Raw genomic sequence first — 18,691 nt, 5'->3', positions numbered from 1 at the left:
GCTTCGTCCTACCTTTGAGCTATGGAAACGAAAGCCCCCGCCATCGCCCAGGACACCATCGTGTTCGACCTGATTCAACAAGAAAAACAGCGCCAGACCCATGGCATCGAACTCATTGCCTCCGAAAACTACGTGTCGGAGCAGGTGATGCGGGCGCAGGGTTCTATCCTCACCAACAAATACGCCGAGGGCCTGCCCGGCAAGCGCTACTACGGCGGCTGCGAGGTGGTAGACCAAATTGAGCAACTAGCCATTGATCGGGCCAAGGAACTGTTTGGCGTGGAGTGGGTGAACGTGCAGCCGCACTCCGGTGCCCAGGCCAATGCCGCTGTGATGCTGGCTGTGCTCAACCCCGGCGACAAAATTCTCGGCTTCGACCTTTCGCACGGTGGGCACCTCACCCACGGCTCGCCGGTCAACTTCTCGGGCAAGCTCTACAAACCGTCGTTCTACGGTGTAGAGCCCGAAACCGGCCTCATCGACTGGCAGAAGGTAAAAGAAACCGCCCGTCGCGAGCAGCCCAAGCTCATCATCTGCGGTGCCTCGGCCTACTCCCGCGACTGGGACTACCAAACCCTGCGCGAAGCCGCCGACGAGGTAGGCGCCCTGCTGCTGGCCGATATTTCGCACCCCTCGGGCCTCATTGCCAAGGGCTTGCTGAATAATCCGTTCGACCACTGCCACATCGTAACCACCACCACCCACAAGACCTTGCGCGGTCCGCGCGGCGGTCTGATTATGCTGGGCAAGGACTTCGAGAACCCCTTCGGCCTGAAGACGCCCAAGGGCGAAATCCGGATGATGTCTGCCCTGCTCGACTCGGCCGTATTCCCTGGCACGCAGGGTGGCCCGCTAGAGCACGTAATTGGTGCCAAGGCTGTGGCCTTCGGCGAAGCCCTGTCCGACGCCTACACCGACTACACCCAGCAAGTGGTGCGCAACGCTCAGGCGCTGGCGAATGGCTTTTTGGAGCGCGGCTACCAGATCATTTCTGGCGGCACCGACAACCATTTGATGCTCATTGACCTACGTTCGAAGGGTTTGACTGGCAAACTGGCCGAAAACACCCTCATCAAGGCCGATATCACCATCAACAAAAACATGGTGCCCTTCGATGATAAGTCGCCCTTCGTGACCAGCGGCATGCGGATTGGCTCGGCTGCCGTGACTACGCGTGGCTTGCGCGAGCCCGACATGGCTCGCATCGTGGCCTTCATCGACGACGTGCTGATGCACAACGCCGACGATGCCTACCTGGCGCGGGTGCGCGGCGAGATAAACGAGTGGATGCAACAGTTCCCGCTGTTTGCCTAATTTTAGGGGATGCGTGCGGGTCGAAAGATGAATCAATAGAGAAAACCGGCCGTCAACATCCTAACGACGGCCGTTTTCGTTTGTCTCTCGTTGCTGTTTCCCCGGCACACGCTATCATCCACTCATTCACTCATTCACTAGTTCGTGGATCAACAATATATTCAATCAGGGCAGGCCGAGCAGGAAATGTCCTTCATCGACCACCTGGAGGCGCTGCGCTGGCACATCATCCGGGCGGCCATTGCAGTGGTTGTATTTTCGCTGGCTGCTTTTTTTTCCAAGGAGTTCCTGTTTCACGATTTGATTCTGGGGCCGTCGCGGCCGGATTTCTGGACCTATCGCAAGTTTTGTGAGCTAGGGCAGGCCATTGGTACACCAGATCTGTGTATCGATAAAATTGGCTTCGTGATTCAGAACCGCGAGATGAGCGGGCAGCTCTCCATGCATATCAGCACTTCCTTTATTGTGGGGCTGGTGCTAGGCTTTCCCTACCTCTTCTGGGAGCTGTGGCGTTTTATAAAGCCAGGCCTCTACCCTCAAGAACAGGAAAACTCGCGCGGGGCAGTATTCTTTGTTTCTATCCTGTTTCTGACGGGCCTACTATTTGGGTACTATATAGCCGCACCACTGAGTATCAACTTCCTGGCGGCCTACAACGTCGATCCGACCATTGAAAACCAGATTGACCTGCAAAGCTACCTGAGCACGCTCACAACTATGTCGCTATCGTGCGCACTGGTGTTTGAGCTGCCCATGATTGTGTTCTTCCTGGCCAAAGCCGGGCTGATTACGTCCGAAATCATGACGGTGTACCGCAAGCACGCCATCGTGATTATCCTGATTGTGGCGGCCATCATTACACCCCCGGAAATCACCTCCCAGATCATCGTTACGATTCCGATTGTGTTGCTCTACGAGTTGAGTATCCACATAGCCCGCCGCGTGCGTCGCGACGCTACGAAGAAACTTAATGCTGAGTTAGCTGCCAATCAAGGAATTAGCGAGTAAGCAATAGGTCCGTTAGAACGCCCTTGTCCCCGGTGGGAGCAAGGGCGTTTTTCGTTGGAGGGCTACTCCACAGAATTCGCGTCTGCGAATCCGTACCTACCTTTGTGGTTCCTTAACCATACAGACGATGCCCGTAACGAAAGCAACCGACGCCGATTTTCAGCAACTGCTGACAGAAAATAAAAAAGTAGTAGTGAAGTATTACGCCGACTGGTGCGGCAACTGCCGCCTGTTCACGCCCAAGTTCAAGCGCCTCTCGGAGGCCGAGCAAAACCAGGATATTCTGTTTCTGGATGTGAATGCCGAGCATAGCCCCGAAGCCCGCAAGCGCGCCAACGTAACCACGCTGCCCTTCTTCGCCGTGTTCGAAGATGGCCAGCTGCTGGAAACCGTATCGGCCAGCAAGGAAGAAGCCGTTGCCGGCCTCATTAGCCGCCTCAACTAGCCTCCGCAGCCATGAAAATGCCCGTTATTAAGCAGTTGGTAGAAACCCAAACGCTGCAAAGCCTAGTAGAAGCCGAAGAGGCTTTGCTAGACGAGCGTCAGCCCGACTTTGAGGTAGCTGGCGAAGACGAAGGCGAACAGCTCACGCACGTATTCGCGGCCATCTTTATCCTCAACCACATGCGCGACCACGGCGCCGACTTCAAAACCGCCCTGCGCGATTACACCAAGAAAGTCCGCGTGTCGATTAATTAGTGTTGAAGTTGTGAAATAGTTAATAAAAAGCGTTTGTCATCCTGAGCGGAGCGAAGGACCTTATCACGATTGAATGACCATCGTAACAACGACTGGTTCAGATATGATAAGGTCTTTCGCTCCGCTCAGGATGACAAACGCTTTTTATTAACAGCCTTTTCCTTTTTACTATTTTAAAAAGAAGCCTAGCCCGAAGAAGAACAGCAGCATCAGCAAATACACGAACGGCGCTAGCTCGTTGCGCTTCGTGAAGTTGGTGCGGTTGGCATACACTTGCAGGATGAGCGCAATGGCGAACCAGCCCTTGAAGTTTTGGAATGGGATAATGTGGTAGCGCCATTCCCAAAAGTCGAAACGCACGGCTACCGGCTCGATGCACACGTCTAAGCCTACCATCAGCAGGGCAGCCAGCAGCGCCCGCACAAACTCCGGGGCCGGCACGTAGCGGCTTAGCACTGTGGTTACATAGGTGAGTATCCACCAATTGACGCCGATGATGAGGGGCGTTTCCAGTACTTTCCAGCCCAGGGTAGCCCCGTAGGTGTACTCGCCAAACAGCAGGCCGGTGCGTACGCCCAGGACCTCCACCAAAAAGCCAACTACCGCTGTGGTAATGGAAAACGCAATGAAAACTCCGCTCTTGTTGGGTTGAAAAGCAAATAACAAGGCCGCTGTCAGTAACAGATTAAGCGGAACAAATTGCAGAAAAAACGAGGGGTCTTGCGAGAAAGCCAGACCCAGAAAGCCCGTAACATAAAACAGCAGCAGCACGCCTTGCGCGAGCCGCAAACGACGGCGCCGGGCGGCCGGGTCTACGACCGGTGCTGCGGGCGGCGAGTAGGTAGGATCGGTATGAGGCATGACGAGGGGAAGAGCCGCGGCGGGTAGCGCAACGGCAATATCAGAAGCAAACGGCCGGCAGTCAGCAAAGGTTGAGCCGCCGAAGATAGAGCGTAGCGGCGGCTTGCCCAGCCCCTGCCCCGTAAAAAATTACGCGTCGTCGGAGATTAGCCGGCCTGAGCGACCAGATCGGCCACGATGCGCGCCGAGAGCAGACACAACGGAATGCCGCCTCCCGGATGTACCGAGCCACCGCAGAAATACAGCCCCGGCAACTGCCGCGCAAAGTTGGGGTGCCGCAAAAACGCCGCCAGCATGTTGTTGCTGGAGCTACCATAGAGCGCCCCCCCAAACGACGACGTGCGTTGGGCAATGCCCGGCGGGTCCCACACGTGCTCGGCGCGCAGCAGCGGCGCTACGTCGCGGCCCAGCACACGGCTCACTTTGGCGAGTACGGCGGCGCGGGTTTGGTCTACCAGCGCGGGCCAGTCCTGGCCCTGGTCGTGGGGCACGTTCACCATCACAAACCAGTTCTCGTGGCCGGTGGGCGCGTCTTCGGGTGTTTTTTTGGAGGTGATGTTGACGTAAACGGTCGGGTCGGGGCTGATGGTTTTCTGCTGAAAAATGGCATCGAACTCCTGCTTGTAATCTCGGGAGAAAAAGATGTTATGCACGCCCAACTCGGGAAACTCCGTGCCTACCCCCCAATAGAAAATCAGGGCCGAGGAAGAGCGGGGCTGCCCAAGCGTGCGCTCCGGCGCGGGCTGCGTAGGCAACAGCTTGCGGTAGGTAGGCACTACATCCATGTTGCTGATTACCAACGCTGCGCGGTACTGAGCCTGCGCGGTGCGTACACCAATCACGCGGCCGTTTTCCACTAGAATTTCCTCTACTGGCTCGTTGTACCGAAACTGTACGCCCAGCTCCTCCGCCAGCCGTACCAGGCTCTGCGCAATGGCATAGATGCCACCCTCGGGGTAGTAAGCGCCAATGCCGTGCTCCAGGTGCGGAATCAGGGAAAGCGTGGCTGGGGCCTGGTAGGGGTCGGAGCCGTTGTAGGTAGCAAATCGGTCGAAGAGCTGCACTAGGCGCGGGGCCTTGGGGAAAGCGCGGGTGTGGCGCTGGTGCATGGTGCTGAGCAGGCCCAGTTGGGGTAGGGCCGCCACGGCTTTCAGCACTTCCGGGCTAAGGTAGGTGCTGGCCTTGTGTAGCGACTTGTGCAGAAAGGTGCCCTCCGTAGCACGGTAGGACTTGCCGCTTTGCGCCAGAAACTGCCGCACTTCAGCGGCGGGCGTACCGAGCTTATTTTCTACTTCCTGCGCAAATTTGGCCTCGTCGGCCCAGGCGGTTACGCGGGCGCCATCGGCAAAGAAGTAGTGCGTGATGGGGTCGAGACGCTCATAGCGGAAGTAGTCTGCGGGGAGGCGCCCAGCTAACTGGAACAGCTCATCCACCAAATGGGGTAGGGTGAACAACGACGGTCCGCCGTCGAAGCGGTAGCCACCGGGCAGCGTCAGTTGGTGCATTTTCCCCCCGAACGACTCCTGGGCTTCCAGCACCGTGACGGGATGCCCGGCTGCCGCCAGCCGCACGGCTGTGGCAATACCCGCAATACCGGCACCGATGATGAGGGCCGGAGCCTTTGACGTTTTGTTGTGTGAGGTAGTGTGCAAAGCGTTAAAAATCGATGCTACCAGTAATATGGCATGATAGTAGATTTTGAATATATAACATCATTTTTCTACTCTTATACCTTCGTTATGTTTACTTTCTTAAGGCAGCCGTGGCACCGTGTAACACTGTATATAGGTTTTCTGTTCTTAGCTGGGTGCAGTATGCCGGCGCGCCTGTATACCAGCCCGGCAGCACACCAAACCCAACAACGACCGCGTTCGGTTGCCATTGTGCCTTTGGAGCTGGTTTCAGTAATAGATGATCTTCCGGGCAATCGAAACTACGCATCCAACTCCACACCCGGCGAGGAATCGATGTTGCAGGAGATGCTCTTCGCTACCTTATTGCAGCACGGACGCAATAAGCAGCTGACTGTTCGTAACGTAGAGCGCCGTCAGCTACCCGCCGATTCGCTGTTGCCATTCGGCGCGCTGGCCCAGCAATTTGGGGTTGAGTCGATCTTGGTGGCCCGTCTATACCGCACGCAACGGCTACAAGCAGTGGCAGCTTCTACCGTTTTAGTACAGAGTCCTGCGGCTACTACCACTACCAACACTGCGCCTGCCGTGTCTTCACACGATGAAGTGATGCTCGACCTAGCGCTCTACGACCAACGCGGGCAATTACTCTGGAAATACAACAACCGAGGCACTACGTATATGAGCTACTCAACGGTAGGCGGCATCACAGAGCGACTGATGGAAGAAGGATTGCGCTACTTCCCGTTTGCCAGGCGGTAGCCAGCATAGGAGGCTAGTAGGCGCTGGGTAGTGAAACTAGCTTGATTAGGTAAGCGAGTCAAACTAGCTTCACTTGTCTACCTGCAAACATTTGTGCGCAATTAAAAATTAAAATTGCGCGCACAAAGAAGCCGGCAGCCATCTATTCTGTTCTATTCCACGGCCAGCACTAGCCCTTTCAGATATTCGCCTTCTGGGTGAAACAGGCTCACGGGATGGTCGGCGGGCTGGGTGAGGCGGTGCAGGATGCGCGCCGGCCGCCCGGCTTCGATGGCCGCGGCCATGATGGCGCCTTCAAACAGCTCCATGCTCACTACCTGCGAGCAACTGAAGGTGAACAACAACCCGCCCGGCGCTATCTGCTTGATACCGGCCACATTCAGGCGCTTGTAGCCCATCAGAGCGTTGTGGCGGGCCGAGAGGTGCTTGGCGAAAGCCGGCGGGTCCAGCACGATGAGGTCGTACTGGTTGTGGCGGTCTTTCAGGAAGCTGAACACGTCTTGAGCGTAGGCCTCGTGACGGTCGGCGTGGTCAGTGAGGGCGGCGTTACGGTCGGTTAGCTCAATGGCTTTCTTGCTGGAATCGACGGAATGCACCAACTCGGCGCCGGCTTCCAGAGCGTACACCGAGAAGCCGCCGGTGTAGCAAAACGTATTCAGCACGCGGCGACCGGGGGCGTAACGGGCCAGCAGGCTGCGGTTGTCGCGCTGGTCGATGAAGAAGCCGGTTTTCTGGCCCGTTTCCCAATCCACCACGAAGCGGTGGCCGTTTTCGTGCACAATGTGTTCCTGCCCGCTGCTTGCGCCGAACAGGTAGCCATTTTGAGCGCCGGGCGCGGCTTTGGCGGGTACGGTTTCGGCGCTTTTATCATATACCGCCCGCAAACCGGGTACCACTGTCTGCAAGGCCGCCGCAATGTGTGGCCGAGCGCGGTACATGCCGGCGCTATGCGCCTGCACGACAGCCACATCACCATACACGTCGATAATCAGGCCGGGGAGGCCGTCGCCCTCGGCGTGGGCGAGGCGGTAGACGTTGGTGTTGCCTTGCCCGGTCAGGCCTAAGCCTTGCCGCAGTTGGTAGGCATTGCGCAGCTTTTCTTCCCAGAAGGCAGCCTCCGGTAGTTGCGCATTGGGGCCAAAATCCAGCATCCGCACGGCAATGGAGCCGGGCGCGTAGTGCCCTACCCCCAGCACCTCGCCGCCGTGGGCTAGCACCGTCACGGCTTCACCTTCTACTACCTCGCCCTGCAAGCGGGCAATGGCCCCCGAAAACACCCACGGGTGGCGGCGGCGCAAGGATTGGTCTTTTCCGGGTTTGAGCGTGATGGTAGCAGAAGTCATGGGCTGAAACAAGCAAGTGGACCACAAAGATAACCTGTTCCGACTGCTCCCGCTGCACGCCTACCAATATGGGTCGATATAGGCTATCAGCACGGCCAGGGCAGCAAGGCCTAGGAGAATGGCCCACACCAAACCGCCCCAGATCAACAGACCAATCAGCGCGATAGGGGCCACAACCAACCCCAACACGCCCAGTACGGTAGTGCCCAGGCCCACTTCGGCGGTGTTGGGGCGCACGCCTGTCGGGCGGTGGGCAGTGTGCCGCACTGCGCGCATTAGGCGTTGGGGTAGGCGTTTAGTAGCAGCCATCGGGACGGTGGCCCGCGTTGTTGAGTGTAGTACGCGTACCTTAGCACGAGGCCTGGGCGGCGCATCAGTGGTTAGTGGCTCCGCTGTAGCTGAGGGCGTTTCGGCCGTTGTGGCAAGCGTGGGGGGGGTAGGGGCCAAGGCTACCGCTGGCTCGGTCAGCCGTACCTGGTAGGCTGTGGGGGTAGGCCGGGCGCTCTGGCAGCCCACTGTCAGGGTGAGCAGCACGAAACCGACAAGCAAAGTAGAAAGCAGCCGCAGGCGGCGGAGGGTAGCAATCGACATTAGGATAAGCAGTTGACAGGCGAAGAAACGTACGGTTCAGGCGTATACGGCGGCGCGGGCAAGATGGCGCGTTGCCGCCGCGTGCGGAGCAATAAAGCCCTACCCTTGCGGCCGACCAAACACGCGCCGGTACACCGGCCGGCGGTAGGCAAACTGCGCCCACATGGCGGGATAGAGCAGCACATCCAGTATCCGCGAGCCGGTACGGTAGGTGATATCCTCCACAATCACGCTGCCCAAGCCGCGCGGATTAGGCTCTATAAGGTGGCGATGGCGCCAGTAGCGCAATGGCGCAGGCAGCTCCTGGCCTTCATCTATAAAATACTGGCTGCCATCGGGCAACTGGCCGGCTTCGGTGATGAGACTGGTCCAGCGCCAGCGTTTGGGCCCCACGGCCAGCTCAATCTCCACCCGGTCGCCGGGGCGGCTGCCGTCGAAACGGAGCAGGTGCAGTGTAGGAAAAGGGGGCGCCAGGGATACGAACAAGGCCCGGTCGAAGCCGGCCAGTACGCGGGCCGGTGGTTGGGCTACCCGGGTGCGAAGGAGGAGATGCATATCTGCCAAACGGACGTAGCACCGGTTTGGTTGAAGGGCAGAAAACAACTTGTGCTGCTGAACAAGAGTTGCGACGCAAGCCGGGCCGTTCTCCGAGAACACACGTATCTTGTGGTAGAATTCTTCGTTCGAAAATCAACTCTATGCTAGAGGATACTGCTTCTTTATCAACCTTGCCTACCCTGCCCAAGTCGCTGACCGGCATTGATGGCTTAGATGAGATTACGGAAGGTGGCTTGCCCAAGGGGCGGCCTACCCTGGTGTGCGGCAGCGCCGGCTGCGGCAAAACCCTGATGGCCATCGAGTTTCTGGTGCGCGGCATTCTCGACTACAATGAGCCGGGCGTGCTCATGACCTTCGAGGAAACCGCCGCCGAGCTGTCGGCCAACGTGGCATCGTTGGGCTTCGACCTGCCCCAAATGCAGGCCGACAAACTGCTACGTCTCGACCACGTGCACGTAGACCGCTCCGAGATTGAGGAAACCGGCGAGTACGACCTCGAAGGTTTATTCATTCGCTTAGGCTACGCCATCGACTCCATTGGGGCCAAGCGCGTGGTGCTGGACACAGTGGAGGCGCTTTTTTCGGGCTTTCCCAACGAGGCCGTATTGCGCTCCGAGATTCGGCGGCTGTTTCGCTGGCTGAAAGACAAAGGCGTGACCACCATCATCACTGCCGAGCGGGGCGAGGGCACGCTCACACGCCAGGGCCTGGAAGAATACGTGTCGGACTGCGTGATTTTGCTCGATAACCGCGTCATCGACCAGATTACTACCCGCCGCCTGCGCATTGTGAAGTACCGCGGCAGCACCCACGGCACCAACGAATATCCCTACCTCATCACCGAGGAAGGTTTTTCGGTGCTGCCCATCACTTCCCTGAACTTGCAGCACGAAGTGTCCAACGACATCGTGTCGTCGGGGGTAGTGGCGCTGGACGAGATGTTTGGGCGGGGCGGTTTCTACCGTGGTAGCAGCGTGCTGATAACGGGTACGGCCGGCACGGCCAAAACTACGCTATCGGCTGCTTTCGCCGCCGCCGCTTGTCGTCGTGGCGAAAAATGCCTGATGTTTGTTTTCGAGGAGTCGCCGAAGCAGCTGGTGCGCAACATGCGGTCTGTTGGGTTGGATTTGCAACCGTTTCTGGATCAGGGTCTACTGTACATCGAAGCCTCGCGGCCTACCCTCAATGGGTTGGAGCGGCACTTGGTTACGGTGCACAAGCTTATCGGCAAGCACAAGCCGCAAACGGTGGTCATCGACCCCATCACTAATCTGATATCGGTGGGTAGTCTGTCAGAGGTGCGCAGTATGCTCACGCGCCTGATCGACTATCTGAAGGTGAATGGCATTACGGCGCTGTTCACGGCCCTCACCAGTCCTCGCAATGGGCAGAGCGAAATGACGGAAGAAGGCGTGTCTTCGTTGGTGGATACGTGGATCAACGTGCGCGATCTGGAAGGCGTGGGCGAGCGAAACCGGGGGCTCAGCATCCTGAAATCGCGCGGGATGGGACACTCCAACCAGGTACGCGAATTTCTGGTAACCGACAATGGCATTCAGCTGCTCGACGTGATTATTGGGCCAGGCGGCATCGTAACCGGCGCCGGGCGCCTCACTCAGGAATTGCAGGAGCAGGCACAAGCCGTGGTTAGGCAGCAAGAGCTGATCCGCAAAGACCGCGAACTAGAACGCAAACGCCGCGTATTGGAAGCAACGATTGCCAATCTGCGCACCGAGTTTGAGTCGGTAGAGGAGGAGCTGCGCCAGATCAACGACGAAGAAGCTACGCGCCGCGAAGCCTTGCACAAGGGCCGGCAGCACATTGCCAATCTCTCTATCGGGCGAATTGCTACCCCGCCCGACGATCAGCCATAAGCAGCTATCCGTGGAAAATGCACTTGTTACCACTACCCCCAGTATGGAAAAGGAAACCTGGGAGCTGCGCCTTTACGTAGCCGGACAAACTGCCAAATCGGTAACTGCCCTGAATAATCTACAGAAATACTGCGAGCGGTACCTGAAAGGTCGTTATCAGCTGGAAGTGATTGACTTACTGAAAAATCCGCAGTTGGCGGAGGGCGACCAGATTCTGGCCATCCCTACCCTGGTGCGCAAAGTACCCTCGCCCATTCGTCGCATCATCGGCGACCTGTCGAACCAGGAGCGGGTGCTAGTAGGGCTGGATATCCGGCCGCTGGAGAGCCCCGAGCAATAGAATGGCAACGGAGCAACCGCCGACGCTTGCCGAGGCTGACTACGTTTTTCAACTATTTATCACCGGAGCTACGCCCAACTCTACCCGCGCTGTGCGCAACCTGAAAGACATCTGCGAGCAATATTTGGCGGGCCGCTACGAACTACAGATTATTGACATCTATCAGCAACCGTTGCTGGCGAAGGAAGAACAGATTATTGCGGCCCCTACCTTGGTGCGCAAACGTCCTCTGCCGGTGCGCCGGCTAATTGGCGACTTATCGGAACGGGCCACGGTGCTAGCCACGCTGGGCCTACCCGACCCACCTACTACTGACGACGGGAATGGCTGAACCTGAGATGACCGTAGCGGCACTACTGCGCGAAAAGGAAGAGCTACTCTTGCGTTTGCAGGAAGCAGAAGACTTGATTTCGGCCGTGCGCACGGGTGCCGTCGATGCCCTGGCCATTCAGGGCGCCGATGGGCCGCGCATCTTCACGCTGGAAGGCGCCGACCAGGGCTACCGCACCCTGATTGAGCAGATGAACGAAGGTGCCATGCTGCTAAGTCAGGAAGGCATGATTCTGTACGGCAACGCGGCGCTGGCCGAGCTGCTGCAACAGGGACTGGAGGATATCATTGGTACTAACTTCGCCGCTTTCGTGCCAGCGGATTTTCAGCCCTCATGGCAGGCCATATGGACGAAAGGGTGGAGCATCGGGAAAAGCAAAGGGGAGCTGCCACTCCGTACGTTGGCGGGGCAGTTATTGCCGTTGTCGTTGTCAGCCAATGTGCTGCAATTCAACGGCGGGTTGGTGCTGGCTTGTATTCTGACCGATTTATCCGCTCACCACGAGATAAAAGCCATTCGGGCGCTGGTGGCGGAGCAGAATATTGAAATCAGTCGGCAACAGCAAGCCCTGAAGATTCAGGAAGCTGCCCAGCAGCGCGTCGAGCAGGCCGCCGCCGAAGTGAGCCGCCTGCTGGAAGGCATTCCGCAAATTGCCTGGACTGCCAATTCAGAGGGCGTATCCACGTACTTCAATCGTCGCTGGTTTGACTACACTGGCCGTACCGCTGACCAGCTGGAGCAGGCGTGGTGGCGCGACTACCAGCATCCGGCCGACAGGGACGCTGCTGCTGCCCGCTGGCAGCAAAGTCTAGAAACCGGGCACGTATTTGAAGCCGAATTTCGCTTGCTTGACCATACGGGGACGTACCGATGGATGCTCAACCGTGCCCTACCCTCTTACAACGAGCGCGGGGAGCTAATGCAGTGGATTGGAACCTGCACGGATATTCACGAGCAGAAAATGACGCAGGTGCGTATCGATCAGGCGCAGAAGCAGTTGCAAGAAAATAATGCCCAGCTGCAACGCGCTAACATCGACCTGGACAACTTTATTTACACGGCCTCACACGATCTAAAAGCACCCATCAGCAACATAGAGGGCCTGCTGCATGCGCTCCTGGAGGAGCTGCCCAGTGCCGACGACAGTAGCCCATCGGCGCAGCCGGTAGCAGCGCTGCTGACGATGATGCAAGATTCGGTAGACCGCTTTAAGCGCACGCTCGACCACCTCACGGAAGTCACCAAGTTGCAAAAAGAATACGCTGCACCCACGGCCTGGCTGCCGTTGAGCGCCACCATCCAGGACGTGTGCCTGGACCTGGCACCGCTGATTCAGGAATTGGGGGTACAGCTGGAAGTGGAGATTACGGATTGTCCGGCGGTGTTATTCTCCGAAAAAAACCTGCGCAGTGTTGTCTACAATCTGCTCAGCAATGCCCTCAAGTACCGGGCGCCTGATCGGGTACCGCACGTGCGTATCTGGTGTCAAACGACCGACGATTTCCTTATCCTCTCGGTACAAGACAATGGGTTGGGCTTGAATCTGGCTACCCATCAGCACAAGCTATTTGCCATGTTCGAGCGGTTTCATACCCATGTAGAGGGTAGTGGCATTGGACTCTATATGGTAAAGAAAATCATGGAAAATGCCGGCGGACGCATCGAAGTTCAGAGTGAGGTGGGCGTTGGCTCCCTGTTCTCGGCCTATTTTCGACGGCAGTATATATAATGCAGTTGCTTCTGTATAAGCAAGATATATCCTATACGCATACACATGGAAAAGCTGACCTGCGCCCTTCTGGTAGATGATGACCAGACAAACAATTACCTCAATAAGCTATTACTTAGGCGTCTTCAAGTCACGGATAAGCTACTAGTTGCCCTCAACGGTCAGGAAGCGCTGGCGTTGGTAGAGGAACATTGCCGCGATGCCTCGCCCTCGTGCCCCGCCCTTATTCTGTTGGATGTAAAAATGCCCGTCATGAACGGCTTCGAGTTCCTGGAAGCCTACGCGCAGTTGACCCTACCCCGCAAGCACGCCATTATCATTGTGATGCTTACTACATCGTTGCACCCGCAGGATATGGAGCGCGTGCAAAAGCTACAGGTCGATGGTTTTCTCAGTAAGCCGTTGACCAAAGAAAAGGTAGAAGGCATTCTAGAAACGTACTTCAACCGGCATCTATAATGTATATACGTCTTATAGTGAGTAGGATAGGGTAGGGGTGAGAGTCAGCATTTCGAAGGTTCTGCCTGATGTTAAGTAGTAACCCCGCGCTTTTATCCCCAAGCGCAGGCGGGTATCAATGGGGCGAGAGTATTCTAATCCGGCTACGACGCCACCTTCTTCGGGGTATCTGTTGCCCATGTTGCTCTCGTCGATAGTGGTGTAGGGGGCGCCGTAGGAATTGGGAGGGCCTGGGTAGAGAGTTTGTGAGGCAGTAGTTATATACAATAGTCCGGCGTGCACTTTGAAATCGGGCGTTAGGGCGCGCTCGTAGATGGCTTGGAAAGCGTTATTGACGTAGCGCAGGCGGAAATCGACATAGCGGGTAGCACCCCAATTAGTAAGATAGGCAATGTGCTTTTCGTCCATATTCACGCTGCGTGTGTAGGCTAGCGCCACGGCTCCAGCCCTACCTACCCGGTACGAAACTTCGGCGCCGCCCGCAGTGCCCAGAAAATTAACGTGTTGCAGCTCATAGGGAGTATCCTTAAAGGACGACGCAAAGAAGTTGCCTGCCGCCCCATAGTGTACCTGCACCGCGAAACGACGCGTCGTTGGCGCTTCCTGAGCTTGAGCAGCCTGCCCCCAGCTTAACAGCGCTAGAGTTGCGGTTGAAAAGAATGTGTTAGTAGTAGAAGGATTGCACATATAAATCTTTAAAAATCAATTTATTAACTAATAAGAAGCGTGGGAAGATAGTTTACTCCTACCCCAGCAACTCCTCAATATCCTCCTTGGTCAGCGACTTGATGATGGCTTCATCGGTCGTAATCAGATCCGTGACGAGCTGGATCTTCTTGTTTTGCAGGGCCAGGATTTTTTCCTCTACCGTGTTCTTGGTGATGAACTTATAGGTGAATACCGTGCGCTCCTGCCCAATGCGGTGGGCGCGGTCTACAGCCTGGGCTTCCACGGCAGGATTCCACCACGGGTCGAGGATGAACACGTAGTCGGCGGCGGTGAGGTTGAGGCCCACGCCGCCCGCTTTCAGCGAAATCAGGAAAATGCGCAGCTTCTCATCTTCTTGGAAGCGCGCTACCTCCTTGTGCCGTTCGCGGGTGTTGCCGTCTAGGTAGGCGTAGCGTAGGCTTTTCTCGTCTAGCGCGTGGCGTATAATATCCAGGTGTTTTACAAACTGACTGAACACCAATACCTTGTGTCCCTCGGCTACCACGTTGCGCAGCATGCGCACCACCTCGCGCAGCTTGCCCGACTCGTGCTCATAGTCCTCGTGGGCCATGCGGGGGTGGTTGGCAATCTGGCGCAGCTTGGTGAGGCCCTGCAACAGCATAAACTGGGTGCTGGCCGTGCCGTGCTCCTCAATGTTTTGCAGAATCTTGTTGCGGTAGTAACTCTTGGTTTCTTCGTAACACTGCTGCTGCTCCTCGGTCATGGGGCAGTAGCTCAGGTTTTCGATTTTATCAGGCAACTCGGTGGCTACCTGAGCTTTGTGGCGCCGCAGGATAAATGGTTTGATGAGTGTATGCAAACGCCGCATCTTACCTTCATCCTTGCCTTTCTCGATGGGCTTGAGGAATTCCTTGCGGAAAAAGTGCTGCGTGCCCAATAGTCCCGGATTGATGAACGACATCTGCGACCACAAATCCATGGTGCTGTTTTCCACCGGCGTGCCTGTCAGAATCAGGCGGTGGCGCGAGTGCAGCCCGCGCACAGCCTGCGAGGTAGTGGAGCTGGGGTTCTTGATGGCCTGCGACTCGTCCAGAATCACGTAATCGAACCTGTAAGTTTTCAGCAGTTCGATATCTAGGCGCACAATGCCGTAGCTGGTCAGCACAAGGTCATAGCCCTGAAACTGCTCCACGTTTTTGTCGCGGTAGGTGCCCGTGTAAGTGAGCACGCGCAGAGCCGGCGTGAATTTTTGCGCTTCGCTGAGCCAGTTGTAAATCAGGGAGGTAGGCATTACGAGCAGCGTTGCCGCGCCACTGGCAGCCCCGCTTTCCTTGCGCTGAAGCAGCAAAGCCAGCGTTTGTACGCTCTTGCCCAAGCCCATATCGTCGGCCAGGCAGCCACCAAAGTGGTAGTCTTGCACGAAGTGCAGCCAGTTGTAGCCGGCTTTTTGGTAGGGGCGCAATGTGCCCCGGAAGCCCTCGGGCATGGGCTTGTCTTCCACGGCTTCAAACTCACGCAGCTTTTCCAGCTTGCGGGTCATGGTCACTTCGGCCAGGTTGCCGCTCTGCAAGTCGGTTACCAGGGCCAAGTGGTGCTTGCGCAACGAGAGGCCTTGCTCGTGCTCCTCGGCAAAAGCAAACAGCTCTAAGTACTGCGTAAACCATTCCTCCGGAATAATGGCAATCTGCCCGTTGGGAAGGCGATACTCGTGGCGCTTATTCAGAATGTAGGGCCGCAGCTTGATAAACGGCACCTCAAACTCGCCAAAATGCACCGTGCCGTGCACATCAAACCAATCGTTGGTTTCGGTGATGCCTACCTGCACCGTTACCTCCCCAATGAAATAGTCCTTGCTTGATGTATCACCCTGCTGCACTGTGAAGCCCAGGCGGGCGAGGTCGTCGGCGTGCAGGTGTAGCCAGCGGAAGGCTGTTGCCTTGTCCAGCACAGCGTGGCCGTCGCGCATCTCCAGAGCGCGGTCCTGTAACGCTCGAATGAGCTCCTGCTCCCGCTCCAAATTGCGAATCAGGCGGTGAAACACGTAGCTGTCGTCCGTTTTCTCCAGCCGTACGCACACTTTTTTGTCGTGGCCGCGGGGCACTGTATGACCACCGTACTGAAAAGAAAGGTCGAAGTGAATGTGGCTGGTGGGCGCGGCCACAGCCGACGCCGTCTCGGCCACCGTCGCCGGCCGCCGGCCAGGGCCACGGGTAGGCGGCTCCTGCTCCACTACCACGGCAGTAGCCACGTCCGAAAACGTAAGGCGGGGCCGCGCTAGGTAGCGTTCCGATTTGATATCGAAACCGCGTGCGTGTACGTCAAAGGACTCTACTAGCGGCGCCACAAAGCGTTGGTAGTAGCTGTCTTCTACCTGCCGCGGCACCACGATGAATTTCTTATTCAGAAAGGGTTGCAGCTTCTTGCCGTCTACCTCGTTGCGAAAGTGGTAGAGCCGGTCGTTGAGCAGCAGCCAGGCCGGCTGCGCACACACAATCACGGCATTTTTATACTGGAAATCGAGCTTTTGGCCCTGGTACTGAATGGTAGGGAAGTAGTGGGTGTTGTCCTCGTTGCGGCGGAAGTGGAAGAGCACGTTGGCCGGTTCGGGGGCTACCTCAATCTCGTGCCAGGTAGGCTCGCCATCCTTGCCCATAATGAACACCTGTTTGCCCGCTAGCCGCTCCAGAATTTGGGCCATGCGCTCCTGCACGTAATTGCAAATAGCGTTTTGCAGGTTCTTGTCGCCTTTTTCCCCGTCAAATATCTTCAGGAAGAAGTCGGCCGCAGTGGTTTTCTTCTTGGGCCAAAACTCCTTAATCACTACATCCTGCTGAATCTGGTCGGTCAGGCCTACCAGCTCAAAATCAGTTTCGTCGAGGCCATCCGCAAACTCCGGAGCGTTCTTGGCCGATACGGTTTGGTGTTGCAGCGTAAGCTGGCCGCGCGCGTTGCGCTGCACTACGTACGACTCAAACAGGTAGCCTAGGTATTCGTGTTCGAGCAGTGAATAAACGATCTGAAAGGGCTGTAACGTAGAGACTTTCATGATTGGCGGCAAGGATGCAAAGATGAAAGTAAGGACAAATGGTAAAATGTGGTTATTCCGATAATTTATTATTAGAATAATTATATAAAACCATAAAATTTCCTTACCGTTTTGCTGTAGGCAAAACTGGATATCATCTGAGATACTGCAGCCGCAAAAAGTAGGTTACAAATTATCGCGCACGTCCAGACGCGCCGCATTCAGAGCCGGCCGGATAGACACGGAAATAGTAATCACGATAATGGCGAGGCCCGTCAGTACAATATCCGTGGCCTGCATCTTCACGGGGTAGGAGTCTACCACGGCCGTAGCCATGCCCATCGAAACGAGGTGAAACGTTTGTTGCAGCCAGCAGATGCTCACCCCCAGCACCAGCCCCGTAATGGCGCCTACCATGGCGACAATGGCGCCTTCAAATAAGAAAATATTGCGCACGAGCTGGGTAGTGGCGCCCATAGCCCGCAGGATAGCCACGTCCTTCTTCTTGTCAATCACCAGCATCGACAGGGAGAAGAAGATGTTGAGCGAGGCAATGAGCAGGATAAAAGCGAAGGTGATGAATACGAACATCTTCTCTACCTTGATGGCTTTCAGCAGGCTTACGTGTTGCTCATCCGAATCGAGCACCTGAAATTTGGTACCAAGTAGCTGCCGTAGCTCGTCCTTCACGTCATCTACGGAGTGCTCGTCGCCCACGCGTACTTCCAGCGAGGTGCGGCGGTTTCCATAAAGCAGTAGGTCGCGAGCAAACCCCAGGGGTACAAAAATGTAGCTGTCGTCGATGCGCTGCTCGATCAGGAACACGCCGCCGGCCAAAATAGCCTGCTCGTTGAAGGCAGTTTCCGGATTCATCGACAGCAATTTTTTGCCTGTGTTGCGCGGGTAAAGCAGGCGCAGGGGCGAGAGGCGGTTGTCGAGGGCAATGCTGAGTTCGTGCTGCACGCCGGCCCCAAGTAGAGCATAGTCTTGGCCGTCGCGCACGAGGCGGTGGTCACCTTCCACAATAGCCGAGTCGATGTTGCTCTGGGCGAAGTAGTTCTCGCTCATGCCCTTCATCTTGACTACCATCTGACGGTCGTGGTACTGGAGCAGGGCGTTATCCTCAATCACCTGCGTGACCAGCGCCACGCCCGGCACGGCCGTGATGCGGTCGATGAAGGCGCTATCCACCGGAAAGGACTTACCCTGCATCGCCGAAATCATCAGATCGGGGTCCGATTTGCCGTAGAGGCCGCGCACGAGGTCTTCCAGCCCGTTGAATACCGACAGCACAATGATAAGCGCCATTGTGCCCACGGCCACCCCTACCATCGAAATGTTGGAGATAATGCTGATAATGTTGCGCTTCTTCTTCGAGAAAAAGTAGCGCCGGGCAATGAGCAAAGGAACGTTCACGTGCGGGCGTGGGTAGGGCGAAGCGGGAGGCGGATAAAGTAAAGCTAGATGGCGCGACGCATAAACTCTTCGAGGCGGCGC

The 18,691-nt window shown here is 56.7% G+C and carries 18 protein-coding genes; 10 read left to right on the top strand and 8 right to left on the bottom strand.

Annotation, left to right across the window (positions count from 1 at the left end; genetic code table 11):
- Nucleotides 1–21 precede the first annotated feature (21 nt).
- From glyA to J4D97_RS11545, 4 genes are all read left to right on the top strand, one after another.
- Nucleotides 22–1,314, top strand: coding sequence for a serine hydroxymethyltransferase (glyA, locus tag J4D97_RS11560; protein ID WP_208307714.1), 1,293 nt, complete (start codon nt 22–24; stop codon nt 1,312–1,314).
- Between the two features lie 144 nt (nt 1,315–1,458).
- Nucleotides 1,459–2,322: a twin-arginine translocase subunit TatC gene (tatC, locus tag J4D97_RS11555; RefSeq protein WP_343217129.1), complete on the top strand. Its 864-nt coding sequence runs from the start codon at nt 1,459–1,461 to the stop codon at nt 2,320–2,322.
- Nucleotides 2,323–2,449: 127 nt separating this feature from the next.
- Complete coding sequence (locus J4D97_RS11550; protein ID WP_208307713.1) at nt 2,450–2,767, top strand: thioredoxin family protein; 318 nt, start codon at nt 2,450–2,452, stop codon at nt 2,765–2,767.
- 11 nt (nt 2,768–2,778) lie between these two features.
- A complete protein-coding gene (locus tag J4D97_RS11545; RefSeq protein WP_208307712.1) occupies nt 2,779–3,021 on the top strand; it encodes a DUF6952 family protein in 243 nt (80 codons plus the stop codon).
- Nucleotides 3,022–3,189: 168 nt separating this feature from the next.
- Here J4D97_RS11545 and J4D97_RS11540 read toward each other — a convergent pair whose 3' ends face one another.
- Entirely contained in the window at nt 3,190–3,882 is a 693-nt protein-coding gene (locus tag J4D97_RS11540) for a carotenoid biosynthesis protein (RefSeq protein ID WP_208307711.1), read from the bottom strand.
- Between the two features lie 146 nt (nt 3,883–4,028).
- Nucleotides 4,029–5,534, bottom strand: a complete 1,506-nt coding sequence (gene crtD, locus J4D97_RS11535; RefSeq protein WP_208307710.1) for a 1-hydroxycarotenoid 3,4-desaturase CrtD — start codon at nt 5,532–5,534, stop codon at nt 4,029–4,031.
- Nucleotides 5,535–5,696: 162 nt separating this feature from the next.
- Between crtD and J4D97_RS11530 the strand changes: the two genes are divergently transcribed.
- Nucleotides 5,697–6,275, top strand: coding sequence for a hypothetical protein (locus J4D97_RS11530; RefSeq protein ID WP_208307709.1), 579 nt, complete (start codon nt 5,697–5,699; stop codon nt 6,273–6,275).
- Between the two features lie 152 nt (nt 6,276–6,427).
- Here J4D97_RS11530 and J4D97_RS11525 read toward each other — a convergent pair whose 3' ends face one another.
- The 3 genes from J4D97_RS11525 to J4D97_RS11515 form a co-directional block, all read right to left on the bottom strand.
- Nucleotides 6,428–7,618 (bottom strand): class I SAM-dependent rRNA methyltransferase, encoded by a 1,191-nt coding sequence (locus J4D97_RS11525; RefSeq protein WP_208307708.1) that lies wholly within the window; start codon nt 7,616–7,618, stop codon nt 6,428–6,430.
- Between the two features lie 60 nt (nt 7,619–7,678).
- The gene (locus J4D97_RS11520; RefSeq protein ID WP_208307707.1) at nt 7,679–8,209 is read right to left on the bottom strand and encodes a hypothetical protein; all 531 of its coding nucleotides are present in this window, start codon (nt 8,207–8,209) and stop codon (nt 7,679–7,681) included.
- A 99-nt stretch (nt 8,210–8,308) separates the two neighbouring features.
- A complete protein-coding gene (locus J4D97_RS11515; protein ID WP_208307706.1) occupies nt 8,309–8,764 on the bottom strand; it encodes an SRPBCC family protein in 456 nt (151 codons plus the stop codon).
- 143 nt (nt 8,765–8,907) lie between these two features.
- Between J4D97_RS11515 and kaiC the strand changes: the two genes are divergently transcribed.
- Genes kaiC through J4D97_RS11490 form a run of 5 tightly spaced genes read left to right on the top strand, consistent with a single transcriptional unit; the run spans nt 8,908 to nt 13,500 of the window.
- Entirely contained in the window at nt 8,908–10,641 is a 1,734-nt protein-coding gene (gene kaiC, locus J4D97_RS11510; RefSeq protein ID WP_185282034.1) for a circadian clock protein KaiC, read from the top strand.
- A 43-nt stretch (nt 10,642–10,684) separates the two neighbouring features.
- Entirely contained in the window at nt 10,685–10,981 is a 297-nt protein-coding gene (gene kaiB / locus J4D97_RS11505; protein ID WP_185282035.1) for a circadian clock protein KaiB, read from the top strand.
- Nucleotide 10,982: 1 nt separating this feature from the next.
- Entirely contained in the window at nt 10,983–11,312 is a 330-nt protein-coding gene (locus tag J4D97_RS11500) for a circadian clock KaiB family protein (RefSeq protein ID WP_185282036.1), read from the top strand.
- A complete protein-coding gene (locus tag J4D97_RS11495; protein ID WP_208307705.1) occupies nt 11,305–13,041 on the top strand; it encodes a PAS domain-containing sensor histidine kinase in 1,737 nt (578 codons plus the stop codon). Before J4D97_RS11500 ends, J4D97_RS11495 begins: the two co-directional genes overlap by 8 nt.
- 45 nt (nt 13,042–13,086) lie before the next feature.
- Complete coding sequence (locus J4D97_RS11490) at nt 13,087–13,500, top strand: response regulator (protein ID WP_208307704.1); 414 nt, start codon at nt 13,087–13,089, stop codon at nt 13,498–13,500.
- A 12-nt stretch (nt 13,501–13,512) separates the two neighbouring features.
- Here J4D97_RS11490 and J4D97_RS11485 read toward each other — a convergent pair whose 3' ends face one another.
- From J4D97_RS11485 to J4D97_RS11475, 3 genes are all read right to left on the bottom strand, one after another.
- Entirely contained in the window at nt 13,513–14,187 is a 675-nt protein-coding gene (locus tag J4D97_RS11485) for a hypothetical protein (protein WP_208307703.1), read from the bottom strand.
- Nucleotides 14,188–14,245: 58 nt separating this feature from the next.
- A complete protein-coding gene (locus J4D97_RS11480) occupies nt 14,246–17,215 on the bottom strand; it encodes a DEAD/DEAH box helicase (protein ID WP_208307702.1) in 2,970 nt (989 codons plus the stop codon).
- A 165-nt stretch (nt 17,216–17,380) separates the two neighbouring features.
- Entirely contained in the window at nt 17,381–18,610 is a 1,230-nt protein-coding gene (locus J4D97_RS11475) for an FtsX-like permease family protein (RefSeq protein ID WP_208307701.1), read from the bottom strand.
- Nucleotides 18,611–18,691 lie beyond the last annotated feature (81 nt).

It is taken from the genome of Hymenobacter defluvii (assembly GCF_017589435.1).
GTDB lineage: Bacteria > Bacteroidota > Bacteroidia > Cytophagales > Hymenobacteraceae > Hymenobacter > Hymenobacter profundi.
The sequence above is the reverse complement of the archived record's forward strand: the minus strand, read 5'-3'. Positions and strand labels throughout refer to the sequence as shown.

Coding starts and splice junctions, on each gene's coding strand:
- kaiB (WP_185282035.1), top strand. CDS start 10,685: ATGGAAAAGGAAACCTGGGAGCTGCGCCTTTACGTAGCCGGACAAACT.
- glyA (WP_208307714.1), top strand. CDS start 22: ATGGAAACGAAAGCCCCCGCCATCGCCCAGGACACCATCGTGTTCGAC.
- J4D97_RS11540 (WP_208307711.1), bottom strand. CDS start 3,882: ATGCCTCATACCGATCCTACCTACTCGCCGCCCGCAGCACCGGTCGTA.
- J4D97_RS11495 (WP_208307705.1), top strand. CDS start 11,305: ATGGCTGAACCTGAGATGACCGTAGCGGCACTACTGCGCGAAAAGGAA.
- J4D97_RS11525 (WP_208307708.1), bottom strand. CDS start 7,618: ATGACTTCTGCTACCATCACGCTCAAACCCGGAAAAGACCAATCCTTG.
- kaiC (WP_185282034.1), top strand. CDS start 8,908: ATGCTAGAGGATACTGCTTCTTTATCAACCTTGCCTACCCTGCCCAAG.
- J4D97_RS11545 (WP_208307712.1), top strand. CDS start 2,779: ATGAAAATGCCCGTTATTAAGCAGTTGGTAGAAACCCAAACGCTGCAA.
- J4D97_RS11485 (WP_208307703.1), bottom strand. CDS start 14,187: ATGTGCAATCCTTCTACTACTAACACATTCTTTTCAACCGCAACTCTA.
- J4D97_RS11550 (WP_208307713.1), top strand. CDS start 2,450: ATGCCCGTAACGAAAGCAACCGACGCCGATTTTCAGCAACTGCTGACA.
- J4D97_RS11500 (WP_185282036.1), top strand. CDS start 10,983: ATGGCAACGGAGCAACCGCCGACGCTTGCCGAGGCTGACTACGTTTTT.
- J4D97_RS11515 (WP_208307706.1), bottom strand. CDS start 8,764: ATGCATCTCCTCCTTCGCACCCGGGTAGCCCAACCACCGGCCCGCGTA.
- J4D97_RS11490 (WP_208307704.1), top strand. CDS start 13,087: ATGGAAAAGCTGACCTGCGCCCTTCTGGTAGATGATGACCAGACAAAC.
- J4D97_RS11480 (WP_208307702.1), bottom strand. CDS start 17,215: ATGAAAGTCTCTACGTTACAGCCCTTTCAGATCGTTTATTCACTGCTC.
- J4D97_RS11520 (WP_208307707.1), bottom strand. CDS start 8,209: ATGTCGATTGCTACCCTCCGCCGCCTGCGGCTGCTTTCTACTTTGCTT.
- J4D97_RS11530 (WP_208307709.1), top strand. CDS start 5,697: ATGCCGGCGCGCCTGTATACCAGCCCGGCAGCACACCAAACCCAACAA.